This is a genomic window from Bacteroidota bacterium, assembly GCA_034439655.1.
GTDB lineage: Bacteria > Bacteroidota > Bacteroidia > UKL13-3 > UKL13-3 > CANJUD01.
Genome location: JAWXAU010000142.1, coordinates 1 through 23,032 on the forward strand (window position 1 = coordinate 1; position 23,032 = coordinate 23,032).

A 23,032-nucleotide genomic window follows, 5' to 3' on the forward strand; every position below is an offset into this window, starting at 1 on the left:
GAAAATACATAATGGTAAGTTGGCGGATTTAGCTCCAACAATTCTGCATTTGATGCATTTGCCACAGCCTGGTGAAATGACGGGGAGAAGCTTGGTGGAAGTATAATAAGTTATTGAGATTTTATTTCAATACTTTATACAACCAAGTTTTATCTCCCTGCTTAATAGAGACTGACTCAATCACAGAATAATTCTCATCAATACTTTTCCAAATGCCTTCACTCTTTTCACTTATATACATACCAATTAAAAATACACCATTGGGTGACAAATAGGGATGATACTTTTTTAATAACTGCATGGGATTTTTACTATAGTACAATACCTCATTCATGATGATATAATTGAACGAATTTATAGTTGGTTGGTAGTTTTCCATATCGGCAGCCGCAAATTTAGTATTGGCAATTTCTGGCGTTTTATTTATTGCAATTTCCGAAATATCAATTCCTTCATAATAGGTATACTGATCAGTTGGTATTATATTAAAGAATATGCCTTCGCCACAACCAATTTCCAAAATATTTCCCTTCCATCCATATTTAATTATCAAATCTCTAGCTATATATATTCGCTGTAGCTCATCCTCCGATTTTAAGCCTTCCCAATTGCCTTTGGCGTACTGATAATCCCAACGATCCTTATCTATTCGGAAAATTTTTCGTTTGATAAATGATCGTATTTTTTGCATCTCTGAAAATATTATATAAAAAGCACGGTATTCTTTACTGCGGCATTGGTAGGTTATAAAACCAACTTAAAAGATTTATTTGAATTTCTCGATTGGATGCTCAATATATAAAAACCGCTATATAAATTTCTGTCCAAAGCAATTTGATGCGTTTTTATAGTATTGTTATATATCAGTTTGCCAGCAATATCATATAGACTATAACTTATTGATTCTATATTTCCCATGTTTACAATAACAAAATCTTGCAAATTTTGTATAGTAATTTCCCATAGATTATTTCCCAAAGTTATATTGTTATTCAATCTCACTTCAAATTTTCCACTATCGTTTAGCGAATTATTATAATAGTATTTATAAGTATAAAAACCATTGAGGACAGGTCGGTATATATAGCTGAACCAGTAGTAATACCAGTAGTCTTGCGTATTATGCCCAAAAGAATAAGTATAATACAACTTTCCTTGAGGGTCGTACCAATCAGTACGGCTACTATCGCCAGGGTGCACTCCTTTTTGCAGAGCCCAGTGACAAACAATCGAATCATTGATGCCATAGATATACTTATTAACGGGCCGTTCTCTTAATATATCTATTGTGGGTACAATATTAACAAGACCTGTTTCTATAATACCATGAACGGTGTCATAAACGGGTTGAGATTTCCATAAACCACCCAAAGTTTGGCAATTACCTGCAAAAGGATCTATCAAAGAAGCACTATCATACCATACTTCGAAATGTACGTGTGGATCGGTGGAATTGCCTGAGCTGCCCACCAAAGCAATCACTTGCCCTTGCTTTATATTATCTCCCTTTTTTACTTTAAACGATTTGGTTTTGAGGTGTGCATAATAAGTAAAATATTTGCCACTGTGTTTGATACATATATAATTCCCAAATCCCAAACTATTCCCTGTTTTATTCCTATCATAAAAAGTATCCACCACCGCAACTACAATACCTGCTTCGGCTGCCAGCACATTTACGCCGCTATCCATTTGTCTGAAACTTCGCAATACAAAATCTGTCCCCATGTGGCCATCATAGCTTTTGGAACCACAGTTAAAATCTTTAAATTGACCTACAGACAAATTTTGGTCGACGTGGTTCACTATATAAAAATCTGTGCCTAAAGTGCCCTGTACAGGCAGGGTGAAACTGGGCAATTGTCCAAAAATATGGGCAATTGGAAATGCAACTGTGAAAAATAGTATGGTGGTTTTTAGCTTCATATCCTTTAAATTTGTAGTGCAAATTAATACTATATAATTAAATTCGATGAACAAAATATTTTATTTACTTTTATCTGTTTCTGTTTCAGTAGGATTATATGCCCAAACACCCAATTGGGCTGAAAACGTAGCACCTATTTTATATAATAATTGTACCTCGTGTCACCATAGCGGAGGGCTTGCCCCATTTAGCTTGATGGACTATCAGGATGCTGCAAACTATTCAAGCTCTATTAAAAGCGATGTAACTACTCGCAAAATGCCACCGTGGCCTGCCGACTATAAATATACGCAACTTGCCCACCAGCGTGTATTGAGCAATGCAGATATTAAAACGATACAAGATTGGGTGTCTGCCGGAACGCCACAAGGTGATATAGCGAAAGCACCTACAAAGCCTACTTATAATGGCAATAGTTTAATTACCAATCCCGATTTAACCGTTACCATACCATCATATACTTTACAATCAAGTATTGATGAATACCGTTGCTTTCCAGTGCAAAGCAAGTTGACAAAAGATATGTATATCACCGAAATAGAGGTATTACCAGGCAACGGAAAAGTGGTACACCATGTTTTGGTATTCCGCGACCAGTCTAATATACCTTTCAATTTGGATGCAGCAGATACATCGGCTGGTTATTTAAATTTCGGGGGAACTGGCTCTAGTACCAGTGAAATGATTGGTGCATGGGTTCCTGGCCAAGGATTAATTTCTTACCCAAAAGGTCTTGGAATAAAATTACCTGCGGGTTCTAATATTATATTACAAATACATTATCCAGGTGGATTAGCAGGTGAGCAAGACCAAACCAAAGTGAAATTTAAATTGACTGCGGCAGGAAATGTTCGCGATTTATATATTTCACCATTACTTAACCATAGCACAAGTCTTATCAATGGCCCATTATATATACCTGCAAATACGACTAAAACTTTTAAAGCAAAATATATAACAGGCTTGGATGCATCCATTTTGGGTGTAGGGCCACACATGCATTTAATTGGTAAAAAAATAACTGTATATGGAATTTTGCCCACAAAGGATACCCTCAAAATGATAAATATTGATGATTGGGATTTTCATTGGCAAGGTTTTTATCAGTTCAAAAAAGTTTTAAAATTGCCCAAAGGAACTACTTTATATGCCGATAGTTATTATGACAATACCACCAATAATCCCAACAATCCAAGCAGTCCTCCTAAGGCTGTATCCTTGGGCGAAGCCACTACCGATGAGATGATGTTGGTGTATTTTACTTTTATGGGTTACCAAAAAGGGGATGAAAATATTGTAATTGATAGTACCTCTGATTTTACTGGAGTAAATGGTTATTTGTTAGAAAGTGGTAGCGATAAAATTTCCATTTATCCAAATCCTGCAAGCAATTATATACATATTAATGCCAAAGATATACCTATTGGAAATTATCAAATACAAGTATATGATATCGCTGGCAAATGTGTAATAGATGAAAAACGTAGTCTCAACAATATCAATACTTTCAGCCTAAGTACAGAAATGCTCAATAATGGCAACTATATGCTTAAACTTAGCAACGACCAACAGGTGTTTTTGCAAAAATTTGGGGTGAACAGATAATACAAATTGTATATGAACACATATATAAAGTATAAATTCTTATTCCTATTTGCTATTATAAGTTTTACTACATCGGCACAAACACATATAACAACAATCGAAAAAAAACTGCTCGATTCTGTATCATTAAGAATATCTCTTAAGACTGTTATACTGATGGAAACGGATACTTTTATCTTATTCACCCCAAGTAAATATTTTATTGAACCTTTTGAACTTTGGGTAAAAGAACATCCCGAACTTATAGATGACAAACGACTATGTAATGCTATAAAAAACGACACAGCCAAACGTTTGGTCAAGGCTCATAAGATAGCAGATGAATACAATTTGACAAAAAGAATGAACCCGCAAATAGCACGATGTTTAAAAATTGGCCGTTGCCTTATATATAATAAAATAACCCAACGCCTCGAAATGAAAATAACAATGGAAGATTATTTGGTGGAGGACCATGGAGAGGTGAGATATATAGTGAATGGGTCGTTTTTGTTTAAAGTGTTCGATTAATTCTCCACTTCCTCATAATTAAGTGCGTCAAAGAAAAAATTACCTTAAACAAATACAAATTTAGTTTTTTTGTCCTACATTCGCTGCCAAAATAAAACAAAAGTATGTCAAAAAAAATCACCTGGCCTGAGGCACAACTTTGCATCCAGGACTACCTAGCCAATGTTACCACTCCCATTCAAGATAATCTAAGCAATACCATTAAAGGTTATCGTATAGATGCTAACCATGTCCTTGACATTTTGGGTGTAGTAGGAGTACCCAAAGTGAAAGATATCTTTATCGTATTTGGTGTGAGCCCGCTTGATCTTTCTTCAACAGGGCATAAAACGATCACCACAATTGTAACAGGTATCGACGCACTCGATAATATTACTACCAATAAAGTGTACGATATGTGTATCCCCTGTCCTACTGGCTGCCCCAAGGGGTTTTAGGGCTAAGGTTTGTTACTTAATTACCAGATATATCTTATACTGCTCTATATAGGGGCAATATATGGTTTTGTATATTATAAAAAATATACCTTTGCAGCCAAACTTGTAGTTTTTTATCTTGCTATTACAGCGGTGATTGAAACAATAAGTTATATATTATCTATTAAAATGTCGAATGGTTATACCTCTCCTTACCATTTACAATGTATTATACAATTTGCGTTATTATCAGGGGTTTATTATTATTATTTAAAAAGTCATTCTCTATATAAAAAATACTTCTATCCTGCAATTATTTTGTACGCTTTATTCTGTATATACAATTCGATATTTCTGCAATCTATATATGAAATACCTTCTAATGCGGCAGTAGTATGTTGTATATTAATGTTGGTTCAGATATTTATATTATATAGTAAACTGCTCCAAAATCCGCTAGTGGAAAGCGTAATACATTTACCCATTTTTTGGTTCAATACTGGGCACTTTATTTTTTGCGGTGGCACACTTTTTATCTGGTCTTTCTACCACTATTTCATGGGCTTGAGCCATTTCCCACCTTTTATATTAATTGCTTTATGGGCAGTGAATATGGTATTTTATATATGTTTGATTTTATACTTAGTATTTGAGAAGAAAAATACTGTGTCTAGGCTTTGATTAATTATCATACCCCAACACCGGACTCAACCATTTTTCAATAGTTTCAACAGGGAGATTTTTGCGTACTGCATAATCTTCAATTTGGTCTTTATATATTTTCCCCAATCCAAAATATTTGCTATCGGGATTGCCAAAATAGAAACCAGAAACGGAGCTTGCGGGGAACATCGCAAAGCTTTCGGTGAGTTCAATTCCTGTATGTTTTTCAGCTTCTAGTAAATCAAACAACAGACGTTTTTCTGTATGATCAGGGCAAGCGGGATAGCCTGGTGCTGGGCGGATTCCATCATATCCTTCATGTATAATTTCATCATTTGTTAAGTTTTCATCGGCAGCATAACCCCATAAATCGGTACGCACAATTTCATGCATTTTTTCTGCAAATGCTTCTGCCAATCTATCAGCCAAAGCTTTCACCATTATACTATTATAATCATCATGGTCGGCATCATATTTATGTACCAATGCATCTGTTCCAATTCCTGCGGTTACTGCAAATCCACCTATATAATCTGTTTTGCCTGTGGATATAGGAGCAACAAAATCTGCCAATGATATGTTAGGCACTCCGCCACCCTTTTGCCCTTGCTGGCGTAGGAAGTGGAAAGTTGGTCCATTGTTTAGTTTTACATCATCGCCCTCTGCATTCGCTTCAAATAATCCTGCAATACCTTTTGCTTTTAATAATTTATTTTGTATAATATCATCTAATAATCTGTTGGCATCATCAAATAATTTTTTAGCTTCAACACCTACATAAGCATCATTAAATATATTCGGATATCTTCCCTTCAATTCCCAAGTACTAAAGAAAGGTGTCCAATCAATACGTTCACGCAATAAATTCAAATCAAAATCGTCATATACTGTTATGCCTAATTTCTTTGGTTTAACAGGCTGGTAACTATTCCAATTTATCATAAACTTATTACTCCTCGCTTGCGAAATACTTATATAGTTTTTATCTTGTTGACGATTGGCATGGTCAACACGCATCTTCGCATATTCAGTTTTTGTTTGAGTAAAATATTTGTCTTTTGTATCAGGTCCCAGTAAATTTCCAGCAACAGGAACACTACGACTGGCGTCGAGTACATGCACAACGGGGCCACTATAATGCGGGTCAACTTTTACTGCAGCATGTATACGCGAAGTAGTTGCACCACCTATCAGCAATGGTATTTTAAATCCTTCACGCTCCATTTCCTTTGCTACGTGAACCATCTCATCCAACGACGGAGTTATCAACCCACTTAAACCTATAATGTCTGCATTTACTTCTCTGGCTTTTGCCAATATTTTATCGCAAGGAACCATAACACCCATGTCAATAATTTCGTAATTATTACAGGCCAATACAACTCCTACTATATTTTTTCCGATATCATGCACATCACCTTTTACGGTAGCCATCAATATCCTTCCTTGTGCAGTTGTATCGCCCGATGCTTCCTTCTCTGCATCTATATAAGGTGTTAAAACGGCAACCGCTTTTTTCATCACCCTTGCACTTTTTACTACCTGAGGCAAAAACATTTTTCCGCTGCCAAATAAATCACCTACGATATTCATCCCATCCATCAGCGGGCCTTCAATCACATCAAGGGGTCTGGGGTATTTTTGACGGGCTTCTTCAGTATCGGCTTCTACATATTCTATAATACCTTTTACTAAGGCATGACTCAATCTTTTTTCTACAGGATCATTTCTCCAGGCTTCATCTTTTTCTATTTCTTTTCCGCCACCTTTAATTTTCTCGGCTGCTGCTACCAATTTTTCCGTAGCTTCTGCATTGCGATTTAACAATACATCTTCCACCATCACCAACAAATCTTTGTCTATCTCATCATATACTTCTATCATACCTGCATTTACGATTCCCATATCCATGCCTGCTTTAATAGCATGATATAAAAATGCAGCATGCATTGCTTCACGTACCTTATCATTTCCTCTAAAAGAAAAAGATATATTACTCACACCACCGCTAACCTTTGCGTAGGGCAGGTTTTCCTTAATCCACTTTGTGGCATTTATAAAATCAACCGCATAATTATTATGTTCTTCTAATCCTGTGGCTACGGTTAATATATTCGGATCGAATATAATATCTTGTGCAGGAAATTTTACTACTTTGGTTAATATATCATAACTGCGTTTACATATCGCAATTCGTTTTTCAAAATCGTCTGCTTGTCCGTTTTCATCAAAGGCCATCACCACCGTTGCAGCTCCATATAGTTTTATTTTTTTTGCACGTTCAATAAATTTCGCTTCTCCATCTTTCAATGATATAGAATTCACAATTCCTTTTCCCTGCACACATTTCAAACCTGCTTCTATAATTTCCCACTTCGATGAATCGATCATCACAGGTACTTTTGATATATCGGGTTCGGCAGCTATCAAGTGCAAAAATTTGGTCATGGCAGCTATACCATCCAACATGCCTTCGTCCATATTAATATCAATAACCTGAGCTCCATTTTCTACTTGTTGGCGGGCTACAGAAAGTGCAGAATCATAATCACCATTTAATATCATACGGGCAAATGCACGAGAGCCTGTAATATTGGTACGCTCACCTATATTAATAAAGTTTGTTTCGGGCGTAACCGTAAGCGGCTCTAGTCCTGACAGGCGAAGGTAGGGATTAATTGTAGTTTGCATATTATATAGTTATGTTTGAAAACTTTTGTGAGTGTTGTAATATATAGTTTTTGAAATTATCGGTACATAATTTCGTATTCCTTGAATTAATAAAATCAAAGTTAATTTTTAAAGTTTGATTTATGTAATGGGTATCTGTTTGTAGATAGTTTGAACCGTTATCATTCATATATATAATAGCGTCGGCAACCTTGTGCTTCTCTTTCTCATTCACGCCCAAAAGCCAGTTATGGTTGAGTACTTCGCAGAATTGCAATTGTTCAGCATCTATTATAGAACCTGTAGTATTATTATAATGATCGCACATTTGTGCAAATAAATCTTTGAGTGAAACATATAAGTTTGTCTTTACATTCCAATCACGGCCTACTATTTTTTTTGCTTGTTCGATATATAATAACAAATAAAATCCAGAATCTGAAAAAGTACAATATACAATGTTCACACTCCTATCCAGTATGGCTTTGAATGATTTGATGAAATGGTCGTAGTCGGTATTTTCCAAAAATAATTTCTCTTCGTTAGTATAATATAATAGTATCCAGTCGTGGTCGTTTATTGTCATATATTAGTAAACCAAATGAGGTACTTCACGCGGTGCAATATTGGCAACCACATCGGCTATAGCTTTTATATGTGCAGGCGTGGTACCGCAGCATCCGCCAACGATATTGAGGAAACCACTTTCGGCAAAATCTTTTACAAGAGCAGCCATGTGTGCAGGACTTTCATCATACTCACCAAACTCATTGGGCAAGCCAGCATTGGGGTGACAGCTTACATAGCAAGTAGCGATACGCGACAATTCTTCTATATAAGGACGCATTTCTTTTGCACCCAAGGCACAGTTCAAACCTACGCTGAACAAGCCCGCATGTGATATTGAATTATAAAATGCTTCGGTAGTTTGTCCACTTAAGGTACGACCCGATGCATCGGTAATAGTTCCAGAAACCATAATAGGATAATGTTTTCCTATGGTATCAAAATATTGGTTGCAAGCAAACAGAGCTGCTTTGCAATTGAGTGTATCAAATACAGTTTCTACCAATAACAAATCAGAACCGCCGTCAATCAATCCGCGAATTTGCTCGGTATAGGCAGTTACCAATTCATCGAATGTTATAGCACGATAACCAGGGTCATTTACATCGGGCGAAAGCGTTGCTGTTTTATTAGTTGGACCAATTGAACCTGCTACAAATCTGGGCTTATCGGGAGTGAGTGCATTATACTTTTCGCAGGCAGCTTTGGCAGCTTTTGCCCCTGCAAAATTGAGCTCATATACCAAATCTTCCATGTGGTAATCGGCCATACTTATATAAGTACCGTTGAAAGTATTTGTTTCTATAATATCAACGCCACACGCTAAATATTCTTCATGAATTTCTTGTATAATTTGTGGCTGTGTTAGCACCAGCAAATCGTTGTTTCCCTTAAGCGAATGCGGAAAATCTTTGAATCGTTCGCCACGATATTGTTCTTCGGTGAGTTTGTATCTTTGAATCATGGTGCCCATGGCTCCATCCAAAATCATGATACGTTTTGCTAAAATTTCTTTTAATATTTCCATCTTTGTTCTGATATTAATTTATCCGGAAAGATGGGCGGTAGTTGAATTTACGCTCTCTTATCTTTTCCTAATACCAATAACTATCGGTATTAAGATAGGAATTAGCACCCTGTTATGTGGGTTGCCAAGACATCTTCGGGCCTATTCCCTCCGTCTTTCTGGATAAGTGCTGCAAATATAGGTCAAAAAAATATTTTGTCTAGATTTTTTTCCAAGGCGTATGATATGCATGGCGAAACGTAAAACTATCAAGGGGCATTTATTTTATTAAATATTGTATTTGGGCGTGCCGCCGAAGCGGCGTCGGGCTATACGCTGCAAGTCCTCGTTCGCCCGATAGCTATCGGCCCCTCACTGTGGCCTGCCGGCGGCAGGTCCGCTTCTATCCCTCACGCGGCTTACGCATCCTTTTTTGTCCTTCTCACCCATGTCACCTTGAGTTTATCGAAGGGTTATCGGAAGACAATTAAATGGAAAAACAAAAATCCCAGCTCCATTTCTGAAAGTGGGATTTTTAAAATAAAGATTCGGAATTGTAGATTCAGGAGTTGGGAATGCGTGATATATAATTGGTTTGTTAAGGCAATAATTTATATATAACATTCCAATTCAAAATATGCTTATTCTTCTATTTCATATTCATTCATACTCACGCCCAAAATTAGCCATAAAACAAAGGATCCTGCGATAATACCAAATGCGGTAAGCGGGAACCAAAACGATATTGCAAACGCAAACACATATAAGAAAAATCCATATAATACATATTTATTACTAGTTCTAATTTTATCCATATCCACACTTGTTTTATATAATGGCATTGCTGTTTTTATTATCACTAGCCAAGAAAAATTATTAAGTAAGGAAATCATACAATAGAAACTGATGGCGGGTTGTGCATAATCGGTATGGATATACTCACCAACAGCAGCCGTAGGAAAAGGTAAAATAGCAATGGACAACAACAAAAGTCCATTTGCATAGGTAAACTTGGGCGAGGTTTTATCTATTAATTTTGTAGCATGATTATGATTTACCCAAGAAATAAGAATCGTTATAAAACTTATTAAGAAGGCAAGCCAAGAAGCCCATTGATGTATAAACGCTTTTAGTAAATCCTCTTTAGAATGAATGAGATGTTCTGCCGGAACTTTAATTTCGATAATAAGCAAAGTGGCGGCAATAGCAAAAACGCCATCGCTAAAAGCTTCCAAACGGGCATTGGGGTTGTGGGTTGACATTGATATATATTTTTCGATTATTTTATTATACAAATGGTCTTTACTATTTTTTAACATTGCAAACCATTCGCTAATTTAATACAGGCAGCAAACATAAACCTAAAAAATATATTTTCAATTATGTTGCAAAAAAAATCCCAGCTCCATTTCCGAAACTGGGATTTTTATGTTTTTATAATTCCCATGAATGAATTCATGGGCTGATGGTTTTATACCAATTCTTAAACTAAAATAGTTCTCCGCCTGTGGCGGATTTAGTTTTTAGAATGGTAATACCGAACTACAATATGTTTAGTCCCTTTCTTTTGGACTATTATATATTGAGTGTCGGTATTATTGCTTCACAAATTTATAAGGAACCACCATTCCGTCTTTCGTTCTAATCTGCATAATATACAATCCTGCATCCAACGATGAAACATTAATTGCATTTTCTAATTTGTTGATTTCCAAAACACGTTTGCCCGTGATATCTGTTATATAAATATTCGAAATAATATTATTTGATTTTATATATATAATATCATTTGCTGGATTGGGCCAAAACTCAATACCTGATTGAGCATCAATTCTCTTGATTGCAGTTAAGGATGCACTCACATACTTCTTGTTCACCTCAATAAATACAGTATTGGCTGATGGGTTGCCGGCATTGATTGTTACTTGTATATCATTTGATTTTTTACCGGGAATTTCAGGATGTATATAATAAGTACCATAAGCAATATTTTGGAATTTAAAATCACCATTTGCATCACTATAAGTATAGGCCACTGAATTTTTATTTACATCCATCAAATTAATCTGTACTTGGTTTACGGGGTCACCCACTGAACCTGTTTTATTGGCACCTTGGCTGGTTTTGCCACCAATGAATCCGGGCCCGCCTGCAAAATTTCCCGCTAGCAAATTGATATTTATATTATAATAGTCGGTATCAACTTGCAATTGAGTGGCACTATCCCAATTGAGTTTATTAATATAATAAGTTGGCATATAATTACTGCTACCTCCATTGGCATTATATAATGCAGCTTTAATTAAATAGTAACCTTTGTTTAATTTGAAATAATAATAACCTCCGCTATCTGTCATAGTTGAATCAACACCCGTAAGTGTTCCCGCTGCCGAATCATAATTAATAGCCCATACCATCGCAGGATATGCATAAGTATTGCCCGCAGAAATTTGCCCAGCTATATAATAGCGACCATTGTTATTACCACTTCCTCCTATTTGTACATAAGCAGAATAAGAGCTACTGCACGATGAATCAGCAATTGCAAGTGTAACATAATAATATCCTACTACTGCATATATATGTGTTGGGTTTTGTTGTGTTGAATTGCTTCCATCTCCAAAATCCCAAGTATAATTTACAGTACCTGAAGTGCCTTTTATAAAGGTAGTAAAATTAGCTGTATCTCCATAGATAGAATCTGTAAAATATACACTACAATTTCCGCCGCCATTGGGGTTACTATATAATGAATCACAGTAAGTATCAGTGCAACCACTATCCTTTACAGTTAAGCAAACATAGGCATTTCCTGTAAAATTGTATGCATGCGAAGGTGATTGCTGTGTAGAAGAAGTTCCGTCGCCAAAATCCCAAAAATAACTACTATAGGTTCCGCCGTTTGCATTAAAAGGGCCATTGAAATAGTAGGTAGTATTTTGTCCATAAAATTTATATAATGCCGAGCAAGTACCATTTCCATTCCCGCCATGTGTTACAGAAATATTCTGGCAGAGAGAATCACTGCATCCTCCTATACTGTCTTTCATATATAAACACACGGTATAATTTCCAGATGCAGCATAATAATGGCTCGGATGCTCCACAGTTGAATTGCTCGTGTCGCCGAAATCCCAAAAGTAGCTTGCAGTTCCTGATATAGAAGTACTCGAATTGTAGAAATAGGTAGCCGTGCCGCTTGTATAATCTTTGAACAGAGTTTGACAACGCGGTGCAGCAATCACAATAGAATCGCAAATTGTATCGGCACAATTTGCAGAAGTTACCCCATGACATATAAAATAAGTTCCATAATTGGAATAAGAATGTGTAACATACTGACCTGTGGATGTAGTGCCATCACCGAAGCTCCAATAGTAAGTAGGATTAGCTTGGTTCACAAAAGAGGAATCATAGAAAGCTATTGTCTTTCCATTTTGGTTGTATATGTAGCTGGCTTTGCATTGTGCATTCACATTGCTGTAAGCAGCCAAGAGTAATAGAACTGTAATTAGTAAATTTTTCATTTTATAATATTTATTTTTTATTGTTACCGTCATTCTGAGCGATGCTTCGAGCGAAGAATCTGCTAATAGCGTCCACGAATTCAACAGATTCTTCGCATTGCGGCAATGTTCAGAATGACGATTTTGGAATCACAAATATAAGCATAACTCACCTATTGTTTCACAAATTTAAACGGAACATTTATGCCTTCTTTGGTCATAATTTGCATGATATATAATCCTTTCTCCAAATCAGACACATCTATGACAGTTTCGGGTTTGGATATATTCATTATTTGCTTACCAGTGATATCACTTATATATATATGAAATAATTTTATCTGATTTTATATACAAATTATCCCTTGCTTTATGCCCGTATTTAAAAATGAGCACGCCACATAAAAACGATTAATATCTACCTTGATAATATCTAAAAGAAGAGCGTGTGGCGGAGAATTATCTTCAATTCAATTGTTTTTTACCAAATACCTCGGGGTGCAAATATTAGGTAACGTAAGCCAAATTACTGAGTTTAAAAGTTCCAAAAACTAGTTTATTTTTTTGTGGTTCGAATATAAGATGCGGGAAATGTTAAGTGGTTGCCTAACCTTTTCAAAATTACGTATAAATATCAGTTTTTTAATTGTTTAAAAACTTCCATCCACGCTTTGGGTTGCACCAATTTGAGTGCATACATTAATACAGCACTGCCTAATCCCACTATTAAAAATGAGCTTGAAATATTTAGTTTTATATAAACAAGGGCGTACAGACCCGAACCAATTAATACTATCAATAATAAATACTTTAATATAATGGATGATGAAATTTTAACCTGCAATTTTTTCATGCAGAAATATATAGTACCTATTACTGCAAACAGTTGTGTGGCCATAGCCACATAGCCAGTTCCTATTGCACCATACTTTGGAATAAATATATAATTCCCTATCAAATTTATGGTGACAGCAAACAGGGATATCCTGTTTAGAATTTTGATATTCCCAGTCGCAGTAAGCAATGAACCAAATATATAGTTCATGGCCATAGGGATGATGCATAATACTACTGGAACAAATACTGTCATTTCTGTCTCCCCAAAATTGCCATGATATAGTAAATCTAATACAGGTTCTACTTGAAACAAACAGAAACAAACAACAACGGAAGCAGGAATTACCAAAGCTATGAAGGCTGTTTGTACCAAAGGTTGTATATCATCTCGCTGTTTAATCATTCGTGCAAACATGGGCATTAATAATCCCGCGGCCAGTACTGCCAACATATTAAAAGCATCCAACAATCTATAACATTTGGCATAAATACCTGCCTGTGTATCGCCCTGTGGGTGCATACTTTCGAGTATCACCACATCAGCCCTATTATATATGGCCATCATCACGGCAAGCAAGGCAAAAGGATAACTTTTGCGAAAAACTTCCTTTAACATTTGCTTGTCAATTGCAAATTTGAAAGGTTTTATATAAGGCAGTAATATAATAAGTCCCAATAGAGTTGTTATCAAATATGCAAATAATTGTGCACTCGCAAATTTGGAAACCGTGATAGACCCAAACATATTTGTATATAACAATAAGGAACAAAACCCAATCATTAGCGTCTTATCCAATACAGAAAAAAATGTATCCGTTTTAAATAAATGTAACCCAGTGAAATGGGTACGTATATATAATATAAAAAAAGCAAATACTTGATTCAAACCTAATATAACCAGCAATGTCCACTCATCGCTGCTAAATTTAAAACCTTTTGAAATTCCCAAAACTAGTACAATAATTATATATAATAACATCAAGCCCAGCTTGGCAGGAAATATATGGGAAAACATACTCGAAGCCCTTTCAGGATGCTTGGCCAAGGTATTATTATTATATTGATTGAGCCCTGCATCTAGCAACATAGTAGGCAATAAACTTAAATTAAATAATGCATAATACAATCCGTAAGCATCTGTACCCACGGTATTCTGCACTACCCTATCTACCCCAAAAACCCAATAAGGTTTCACCAATAAATTGGCTATAATTACAAGGAATAGATTTGCGACGAATTTTTGAACCACTAGGAATATTTTAAAATTACGAATTACGAATGCTTTATGAAGAAAATGGATTTATGTATTTATATAAATATCAAAAATGTTGATTTTAGATTCGTAATTACCAACTCGTAATTTGTAATTGTAAATTCGTAATTCTTCATTCAAACTCAACTCGTAAACTTTAAATCTTTCAAATTCAACTGCACGGTTACGTTTCCGTTAAAATGATTTTCTTCAATAGTATATAACATATCGAACGAGCGGCCGCTACTCACATGCTCATAAGCTTTTCCAAGCCCGAAAGCTATGGCACGCATGGGTTTGGTTCCATCAGCTTGGGTGATGTTCATCGATAAATGTCCACCATTCCCTACCTGTTTTGCATAACCGGTATCCCAAACATTTCTACTTAAAAAAACGGGATTCATATTATGAGGACCAAACGGTGCAAATTGATTAATGACTGCCACAAATTTGGATGTGATACGTGATAAAGGAATTTCCATATCATATACAAGCGATGGCATTAATTGTTCGGGAGTGATTTTCTGTGAGACTACTTGCTCAAACTTATCAATAAATAAATTCACGTTCTCCACTTTCATCGTCATACCTGCTGCGAATTGGTGACCGCCAAATTGCTCCAATAAATCGGAACATTCTTCGATGGCAGTATATATATCAAAATCGTTCACCGACCTAGCTGAGCCTGTAGCTTTCCCATTCGATTCGCATAATACAATAGTGGGTTTATGATAATGTTCTATCAAGCGTGATGCCACAATTCCCACCACCCCTTTATGCCATAATGGATTATATACTACGGTACTTTTTTTATCGGCGAGTGCCGAATCTTTCAGCAACATATCCAGAGCATCAGCAGTAATGGTTTTATCGACACCTTGCCTATCAGTATTGCGGCTATTGATAAGTTTTGCGTGCTCGCGTGCATCTTCCAAGGTTGTTGCCGACATTAGCTGCACTGCTTCACTGCCATGAGCCATACGACCCGCAGCATTGATGCGTGGACCCACAGAAAACACCAAATCGGAAACCTCATAAAAAGGCTTTTCATAATAGAATTCCAACAAAGCTCTGAAACCATGATTGGGATTTTCCTTTAATTTTTTCAAACCATTATAAGTAAGAATTCTATTCTCGCCCACAATAGGAACTATATCTGCACCGATAGCCATAGCTACCAAATCTAAATATTCGAACAATTCTTTGATGTCCAAATCCATCTTTTGGGTAAGAGCTTGACATAATTTAAAACCAATGCCACAACCTGGAAGTTCTTTGAAAGGGTAAGGACAATCGGCCTGTTTGGGATTTAAAATTGCTATAGCTTTTGGCAAAGTGCTACCTGGCAAATGGTGATCGCATATAATAAAATCTATATGTTTTTCATTGGCATAATCTACTTTCGCTACTTCTTTAATTCCACAGTCTAATGCAATCATTAACGTTGCACCGCTCTCGGCAGCACGGTCGATTCCTGTATAAGATATCCCATAACCCTCATTATATCTATCGGGAATATAAAATAATACATTGCCATATATTTTGCTTAGGAACATCCATACCAAGCTCACTGCAGAAGTGCCATCCACATCATAATCGCCATAAATCATAATGGTTTCTTTTTTCTTGATGGCTTTAATAATGCGTTCTATGGCGATGTGCATTCCCTTCATTAAAAATGGATCATGCAAATCGTTGAGCGAAGGTCGGAAAAATTTATGGGCTTCTTCAAAAGTATGCACACCGCGTTGCAATAGAAGTCCCGCTAAATCAGCTCCGATATTCAGCTCCTTGCCCAAGTGCTCGGCCTGTTGCTTATCGGGTTCTTTGTTCGCTATCCATTCTTTATACTGCATATTTCACTTAGGGCAAATGTAGGAACTTTTTGTTTGGAATATACACACAAAATATAAATGAGTTTTGCCCAAGGAGTAGAAAGTAGAAAGTAGTTATACCGCCGCGGCAGGAATTACTTGTTGCAACTCATGCTGAAGCGTTATTAAAAAAAAAGCCTGCTGTAAATTAATACAACAGGCTTTTTTTATTTTGTAACTAAATTTATTGTTTGATAAATTTACCCATCATCACATTATCATTGCTCAAAATGCGGATGCTATAAGCACCTTGTGCAAGGTTAGCCACATTCAATTCATTGATTCCTGATATAATATACTGTTCCATAATTTGCTTACCACTCATATCATATATCTGTATGCGACCGTTTGATTTGATATTGGTCAAATCAACAAACAATTTACTGCTTGCTGGGTTTGGATATACACTAATAGTATTATATATAGGAAGTAGGATACTTGTATTTATGGCAACATCTATATTGCTGGTATTGGCACATGGCCCTGTAACAGAAACTTTAGCTTGCCCTGCAGCACCCCAAAATACAGATATTTGATTCGTGCCTTGACCACTTTGTATGGTTCCTCCGGTTACTGTCCAGTTAAATGCATAACTAGCAATATTGGTTACCGAATAACTTTGTATTGAACCAGTAACAGCAGTAATGGGGCCTGTAATGGTTCCCAAATTTTTCTTGGGCGTTACTATAATACTTATGGCATTTGAGGTGCCGCTGCAGCTACCACTACCTACCATTACGGTATAGCTTCCACTATCAACTGTACTATAGGTATCGCTGGTTGCACCATTAATAGCTATACTGTTTTTATACCATTGGTAATTATAACCTGCTTTGCCATTTGCTTGCAATTTAGCTGAGTCGCCCATACAAACAGTAGTGGCCGACGCTGCTTGAATAGATACTGAAGGAATACTATCTACGGTTACATTTACAACAGTAGAATTCATGCAACCATTCACGGTTGAAACTTTTAATACAACTGCATATTGGCCAACCGCCGTATAACTATGCATTGGGTTTTGTGCCGTGTCTGTGTTACCATCACCAAAATTCCATGAGCGGGTGGTAGCACCAGCGGTACTTGTACTATTATCGGCGAAACTAAATAAATTACCTGTTAAACATTGTAATGATTTATCAACTGCTCCTTTTGCTGTTGGACCATCAAATACATCTACATTTTGAGTTACTGTATCAGTGCAACCATTCGATAAAGTAAGGATACATGATATATCGTAATTACCTGCTTTGGTATAAGTATGTTTGGTAGTAACGCCTGTATCTTTTTTGCCATCACCGAAATCCCAGTTTATGGTAGCGGTTTGTCCAGATGTATTGGTGGCAGTATCATTCAATATGAAATTATTTCCACCTATACATTGTGCATAGTTATTTATGGTAAACCATGGATGAACTGAAGGTAATACAGTTACTTGTTTTTTCACCGAGTCGGTACATCCTTCTTTAGTTACTACAGTGAGCGTAACTGTATAATTTCCAGCAGCAGAATAACTATGACTAGGCTTCACACATTGGCATGAAAATCCGTCGCCATAATCCCAAGTCCAGTTATAGTTTCCACCGCCTACTACAGTGCTTGTATCGTTGAAGAAGAAAGCATTTCCTGAATAACATTGAGTGGGACTATTGGTAATTTCATAACCTACTGTGGGTAACGACCCTACAGTAATGGTAGTAATAGCAGAAGTATCGGGGCAATTTTTGCCCACAGAAATAAATTGATAATCGCCTGAGGAAGTTAGGTTCAATTTAGCTAAAGCAGCGTTTGAAATAACCGACCCATTTTTCAACCACTGGTATGATGCTTCCCAATTAGCTGTTACACCATTGAACATAGAAGAAACGATACCAGTTTGGATATCAACAAAAATATCTAAACCTGCATTGTCTTTTCCTGAATTTGTGCCGTCTTCATTGCGAAAATTGATAGCTATATATTTTGGAATGTCCATTAAGTTAAGACTATAATAGTTGGTTACGTCAATAGTGATAGACCATTTATTATTACCCAACGATTTCATGATACCTATAGAATCATCCTGACCCCAATTGCCTACAGTGTTATACCACGAAGTACCCACAGAAGTGGTATCGGCCAAGCCAGAATGCATATATACTTTATTGGCACCTGTAAGTCCCGATTGGCCTTGGGTAGCATCATAAACTAAGGTCAACAAATTATTTTGAGAGCTCAAAGAACTAAAAGTATCTACCAATAGCGACAAAGATTTACCTGCACATGAGGTAGTTCCCGAGGGGGCAATAATTTTAGGATTAATAAGGGGGTTCACTTGCAGATTCAGTGTCGAGGGCCAACCTATCATAGCAGGCATATCACTAATTGTTCGCACTTTATAATTTGTGCCTCCAATTGTATTTTTGGGAATAAAACAAGTTACTTTACCTCCAATACTATCACTTAAACTTCCTATATTGGTAGTATTGGTAAAATCGCCCGAAGAATCGGAAAGCTGCACGGTGAAGGTATTGCCATCATCCAAAGTATCAGTAGGCGAAACCATCACCTCAAACGTTGTATTGGGGCAGGCCGTTAGACCTTTGGTTAGCACGGTATTTAAATTCATAGTGTCAAATTGTGTTACATAAGGCAGTTTACCTGCATTACTTGCCAGAGTGTCACCAGCCACAACATAACCTTGACCTTTAAGAGCAAAAGCCGCCGACATTTGACTTCTGTTTATATTTGCAGGGCCTGCAACCCATTTATCTGTTACAAAATCATATTTTTCCATATCGCTCAAAACTCCCGACAAGGTAAGTCCTCCTACCATATAAGCATAATCGCCAATTACAAATGCAGCAGCTCCGTAGCGTCCATTAGTCATCGAAGTTTTAGAAGTCCAGCTATCCGTGCCAGGGTCGTATTCATAAAAATCGGAATAGTAATTTGCTCCGTTATTTCCCCCACCAATATATCCTTTGCCACCATAGCTAAACCCTATGGGATAATTAAAACCTGTGCTACCAACAGATGCTTTAGAAGTCCATGCATCGTTAGCAGTATCGTATTCATACATATCATTATAATAAGTAGGGTTGTTCCAGCCACAGGCTACATAACCCTTGCCACCTGTTGCAAAACCTGTTGCTCCGCGTCTGGCAGCACCTGGATAACTTGCTTTTTGTGCCCAAGTATTGCTTGCTGGGTCGAACATAAAAAAATCTTGGAACGAATTTGCTGACGTATTGCGACCAGTTCCAACCCATGCTCTGTCTCCCACTACAAATGCTGCTGCACCCCAACGAACTGCACCACTAAAATTGGCCATTTGCGTCCAAGTGTCGGTTGTAGGATCATACTGCCACAAATCGTCGTTTGCGATATTATTACCGCTGCTATCACGGAGCCCAAGGCAAACATACCCATAGTCTCCAATTGAGAATCCTGAGACAAAATCTCTTGCCGAAAAGAAGTCGGTCATGCTACGCCATGCCCCTTGCGAATAGGCTTTGTTACCAATCACGGTAATAAGTAAAGCCAAAAATACAATTTTAGTAAATAGTGATTTCATTTTTTTTTGAATATAGATGATTAAGTTGCGAATTTAGGTTAAGAGTGCGGAATTACAAATTTAGTTGCCTGTGTGTGGGAATTTGGTTTGTAACTTGAATACAGCAATATTTATCACCAAATGAATTTTATTTATCTAAATTTGCAAAACAAAAGTTGCATTTGTAACTTGAATACAGCATATGAAAAAATCACTTTTAATTGCAATTATATTTTTTAGCGGACTAACCAATATACATGCACAAGTCACAACAGACTCTTGCCTTAGCTTAATTAACGGTGCCTTAAAAGGACAACCGGGAAATATTCAGGATAATATGTTTCACAACTTGATGATTGACCCAAACAATCCAAACATTGTGTATGCAGGTACGGAAACAAGCGGTATGTTTAAAACTACAGATGGTGGTCAAACTTGGCAACGTTTAAGGCAAGGGCTGAAATGCACAATTCAACAAACGGGGTACTCTCAAATTTTTAATATTACAGCTGACCCAATTAATGTAAATATAGTTTACGCATCAACAGTTTCAGGACCCGGGCCAGTTACAGGATATTTATATCCCAGTGCCTCTGCTGGGCTTTATAAAAGTATTGACGCGGGATTAACATGGCAACAACGGAACAATGGATTTACAAATTCTTATAATACCTTTTTATCTGTCAATCCAACTAATTCTCAAGAACTGTTTACTGCAATAGGAGGTATGAAATCTACACAACCAAGTCTTGGTGGTGCCTTTTTTACAGGTGGTTTATATAGAAGCACCAATGCAGGTAATTCATGGATAAAGTTAAATACGCCTATTCTTGCAGACTCAAATGCTTCATGGGGAATTATTTATGCCGCACAACCCAATTCAGCTATTTATTGCTCTTGGCATACTCATGATGCCGGAATTCCTTCTTTGGGATTAACAAAAAGTACTGATAATGGCAATTCATGGTCTGTAATAAATCCTTCGGGTATTGTAATTGGCAATTTTGATGTATTCAAAAAAAATGGAAATTATATCATCGGAACCGATAATACTTCAAACCATTTTGCTTATGCATCTTCTGATGGGGGAGCGAATTGGACTCCTTTAAATAAAAAATTTTACGGTGCATTTCAAATGCACCCCACAGACTCTTCCATTGTTTTCTTTTTAGGAGGGGGTAAAACTATTAATCGCACAACAAATAGCTTTCAGACCTCGCAAATTGTTCATACCGACAGCTCACTTATCAGTGGTCAGTACATGGAGGATATTAAAATTTCAGAATCCAATCCCAATATTGTTTGGGTATGTGCCCAAGGCTACTACTTATATAAAAGTTCAGATGGTGGGGCTTCCTTTACGAAAATAACGGCTGTTCGAGATTCTATATATGGCATAACTGGCATTGGTGATATGACAGATAACGAATCAACTATTTCAATATTTCCAAATCCATTCAGCAATTCAACATCAATTGATCTTCACTTACTAAGCGGAGGAAAAGTTTCTATAGTCGTTTTTAACACATTGGGTCAAAAAATTATAACAGTATTAAATGGAGAAGAATTATCAACTGGCAATCACTCTTTCAATTTAGATTTAACCTCTTTGCCCAGTGGCATGTATAATGTGCTTATAAATATTAATGATAAGATTGTTTCAAAAAAAATAATTCACTTGAACTAAACTCTCTTTTTCAAATATAAATGATTGTGAAATGGAAATAAAATTACAATTAGAGTGGTAAAAGTCCCGCCCTTCGGGTAGCTGCAAAACGTTAGCGGCAACCGTAGGACGACAGTTTAACCATCAAAGACATTTATATATAAAGTGAAAAATATTATCAGAAAATATTACTTTGGAATACTTGCTACACTGATTTATTTCGGACTAAAGTTCTATAGTCCTAAAATTTTCCCAGACTTGCTTAATCTTTCTTCTATAAGCCCGACTAATTACTTTGAACTTTTAATCAGCTCGACAACATCAATATTCGGAATTTTGATAGCAGTCATATTGCTAACATTTGAGTTTGTTAAACATACCTCGTTCAGGCGGAAGGAAGAAAATATTCTCACAAAATCAGTTGTGACGAACCTTGTTTCAATCGCAATATCTGTAATTGTCTTGTCCCTTATTTCTTATTCAAGTATTCAGGACTTCAAACAGTCAAATAATCTAACAACTGCTTATTTCTTAGGTTTCCTATTTGTTGGATTTATTGTTTCAATTTTCCCTGCTACAAAAGGAATTCTAGAGACGGCAAATACTCTGAAAAACACCAAAGAAGAAATCGAAAATTTGACAATAGTTCAATTTAGAGAAATCCTAACTCTACAGGACAATAAATTCATATCGAAAGACAGTTCACTGGCTCTAGTGAGAATTAGACACGAGTTGCTCAATTCTGTGAGAGAATGTGACTACGAAGCCTACACGGCTATACTTGAGGAACTAAATAACAAGGCAATTGAATTGATTGGCAAAGGTGACAATCGCCAGACAACGGAAATAGTGTTTCGTTGATGTTTACGGGAATTGCTAATTATAATAGCAGTGTATTAAATATATATCCGAATCCTGCACACGATGTGTTGTATATAGAAGTCCCGATAGCTATCGGGATGCCCATGGTTGTCCCGAATGCTTTCGAGACCACCAAC

The 23,032-nt window shown here is 36.5% G+C and carries 14 protein-coding genes, 2 pseudogenes and 1 riboswitch; of the genes and pseudogenes, 5 read left to right on the plus strand and 11 right to left on the minus strand.

Features of this window, described 5'->3' with window-relative positions; translation table 11 throughout:
- Positions 1–121: 121 nt before the first annotated feature.
- Together SGJ10_10210 and SGJ10_10215 are read right to left on the minus strand one after the other, a co-directional pair.
- Positions 122–691 carry a class I SAM-dependent methyltransferase gene (locus SGJ10_10210; GenBank protein ID MDZ4758491.1) on the minus strand — a complete coding sequence of 190 codons (570 nt, stop codon included), beginning with the start codon at positions 689–691 and terminating at the stop codon, positions 122–124.
- A 53-nt stretch (positions 692–744) separates the two neighbouring features.
- A complete protein-coding gene (locus tag SGJ10_10215) occupies positions 745–1,926 on the minus strand; it encodes a peptidoglycan DD-metalloendopeptidase family protein (GenBank protein ID MDZ4758492.1) in 1,182 nt (393 codons plus the stop codon).
- A 46-nt stretch (positions 1,927–1,972) separates the two neighbouring features.
- On the opposite strand from SGJ10_10215, the gene SGJ10_10220 reads away from it, so the two are divergent.
- The 3 genes from SGJ10_10220 to SGJ10_10230 all read left to right on the plus strand — a co-directional run bounded on the left by SGJ10_10220 (position 1,973) and on the right by SGJ10_10230 (position 4,479).
- Positions 1,973–3,532: a T9SS type A sorting domain-containing protein gene (locus tag SGJ10_10220; GenBank protein MDZ4758493.1), complete on the plus strand. Its 1,560-nt coding sequence runs from the start codon at positions 1,973–1,975 to the stop codon at positions 3,530–3,532.
- A gap of 12 nt (positions 3,533–3,544) precedes the next feature.
- Complete coding sequence (locus SGJ10_10225; GenBank protein ID MDZ4758494.1) at positions 3,545–4,042, plus strand: hypothetical protein; 498 nt, start codon at positions 3,545–3,547, stop codon at positions 4,040–4,042.
- Positions 4,043–4,146: 104 nt separating this feature from the next.
- Positions 4,147–4,479 carry a hypothetical protein gene (locus tag SGJ10_10230; GenBank protein ID MDZ4758495.1) on the plus strand — a complete coding sequence of 111 codons (333 nt, stop codon included), beginning with the start codon at positions 4,147–4,149 and terminating at the stop codon, positions 4,477–4,479.
- Positions 4,480–5,139: 660 nt separating this feature from the next.
- Here the strand turns inward: SGJ10_10230 and metH are convergent.
- The 9 genes and pseudogenes from metH to SGJ10_10275 form a co-directional block, all read right to left on the minus strand.
- Positions 5,140–7,803, minus strand: a pseudogene (metH, locus tag SGJ10_10235) (methionine synthase).
- Between the two features lie 10 nt (positions 7,804–7,813).
- Positions 7,814–8,377 (minus strand): hypothetical protein, encoded by a 564-nt coding sequence (locus SGJ10_10240; GenBank protein ID MDZ4758496.1) that lies wholly within the window; start codon positions 8,375–8,377, stop codon positions 7,814–7,816.
- 18 nt (positions 8,378–8,395) lie between these two features.
- A pseudogene (locus SGJ10_10245) lies at positions 8,396–9,385 on the minus strand (homocysteine S-methyltransferase family protein).
- A 54-nt stretch (positions 9,386–9,439) separates the two neighbouring features.
- A riboswitch (SAM riboswitch) is annotated at positions 9,440–9,554 on the minus strand.
- 451 nt (positions 9,555–10,005) lie between these two features.
- Entirely contained in the window at positions 10,006–10,683 is a 678-nt protein-coding gene (locus tag SGJ10_10250; protein MDZ4758497.1) for a TMEM175 family protein, read from the minus strand.
- A gap of 276 nt (positions 10,684–10,959) precedes the next feature.
- Positions 10,960–12,891 (minus strand): PKD domain-containing protein, encoded by a 1,932-nt coding sequence (locus tag SGJ10_10255; GenBank protein MDZ4758498.1) that lies wholly within the window; start codon positions 12,889–12,891, stop codon positions 10,960–10,962.
- 152 nt (positions 12,892–13,043) lie between these two features.
- Positions 13,044–13,211 (minus strand): T9SS type A sorting domain-containing protein, encoded by a 168-nt coding sequence (locus SGJ10_10260; GenBank protein MDZ4758499.1) that lies wholly within the window; start codon positions 13,209–13,211, stop codon positions 13,044–13,046.
- A 293-nt stretch (positions 13,212–13,504) separates the two neighbouring features.
- Positions 13,505–14,956, minus strand: coding sequence for an oligosaccharide flippase family protein (locus SGJ10_10265; protein MDZ4758500.1), 1,452 nt, complete (start codon positions 14,954–14,956; stop codon positions 13,505–13,507).
- A 146-nt stretch (positions 14,957–15,102) separates the two neighbouring features.
- Positions 15,103–16,815 carry a single-stranded-DNA-specific exonuclease RecJ gene (gene recJ, locus SGJ10_10270; GenBank protein ID MDZ4758501.1) on the minus strand — a complete coding sequence of 571 codons (1,713 nt, stop codon included), beginning with the start codon at positions 16,813–16,815 and terminating at the stop codon, positions 15,103–15,105.
- A gap of 202 nt (positions 16,816–17,017) precedes the next feature.
- Positions 17,018–20,389 (minus strand): PKD domain-containing protein, encoded by a 3,372-nt coding sequence (locus SGJ10_10275; GenBank protein ID MDZ4758502.1) that lies wholly within the window; start codon positions 20,387–20,389, stop codon positions 17,018–17,020.
- Between the two features lie 181 nt (positions 20,390–20,570).
- On the opposite strand from SGJ10_10275, the gene SGJ10_10280 reads away from it, so the two are divergent.
- The gene (locus tag SGJ10_10280) at positions 20,571–22,055 is read left to right on the plus strand and encodes a T9SS type A sorting domain-containing protein (GenBank protein ID MDZ4758503.1); all 1,485 of its coding nucleotides are present in this window, start codon (positions 20,571–20,573) and stop codon (positions 22,053–22,055) included.
- Between the two features lie 144 nt (positions 22,056–22,199).
- Positions 22,200–22,895 carry a hypothetical protein gene (locus SGJ10_10285; GenBank protein ID MDZ4758504.1) on the plus strand — a complete coding sequence of 232 codons (696 nt, stop codon included), beginning with the start codon at positions 22,200–22,202 and terminating at the stop codon, positions 22,893–22,895.
- The last annotated feature ends 137 nt before the right edge of the window (positions 22,896–23,032 follow it).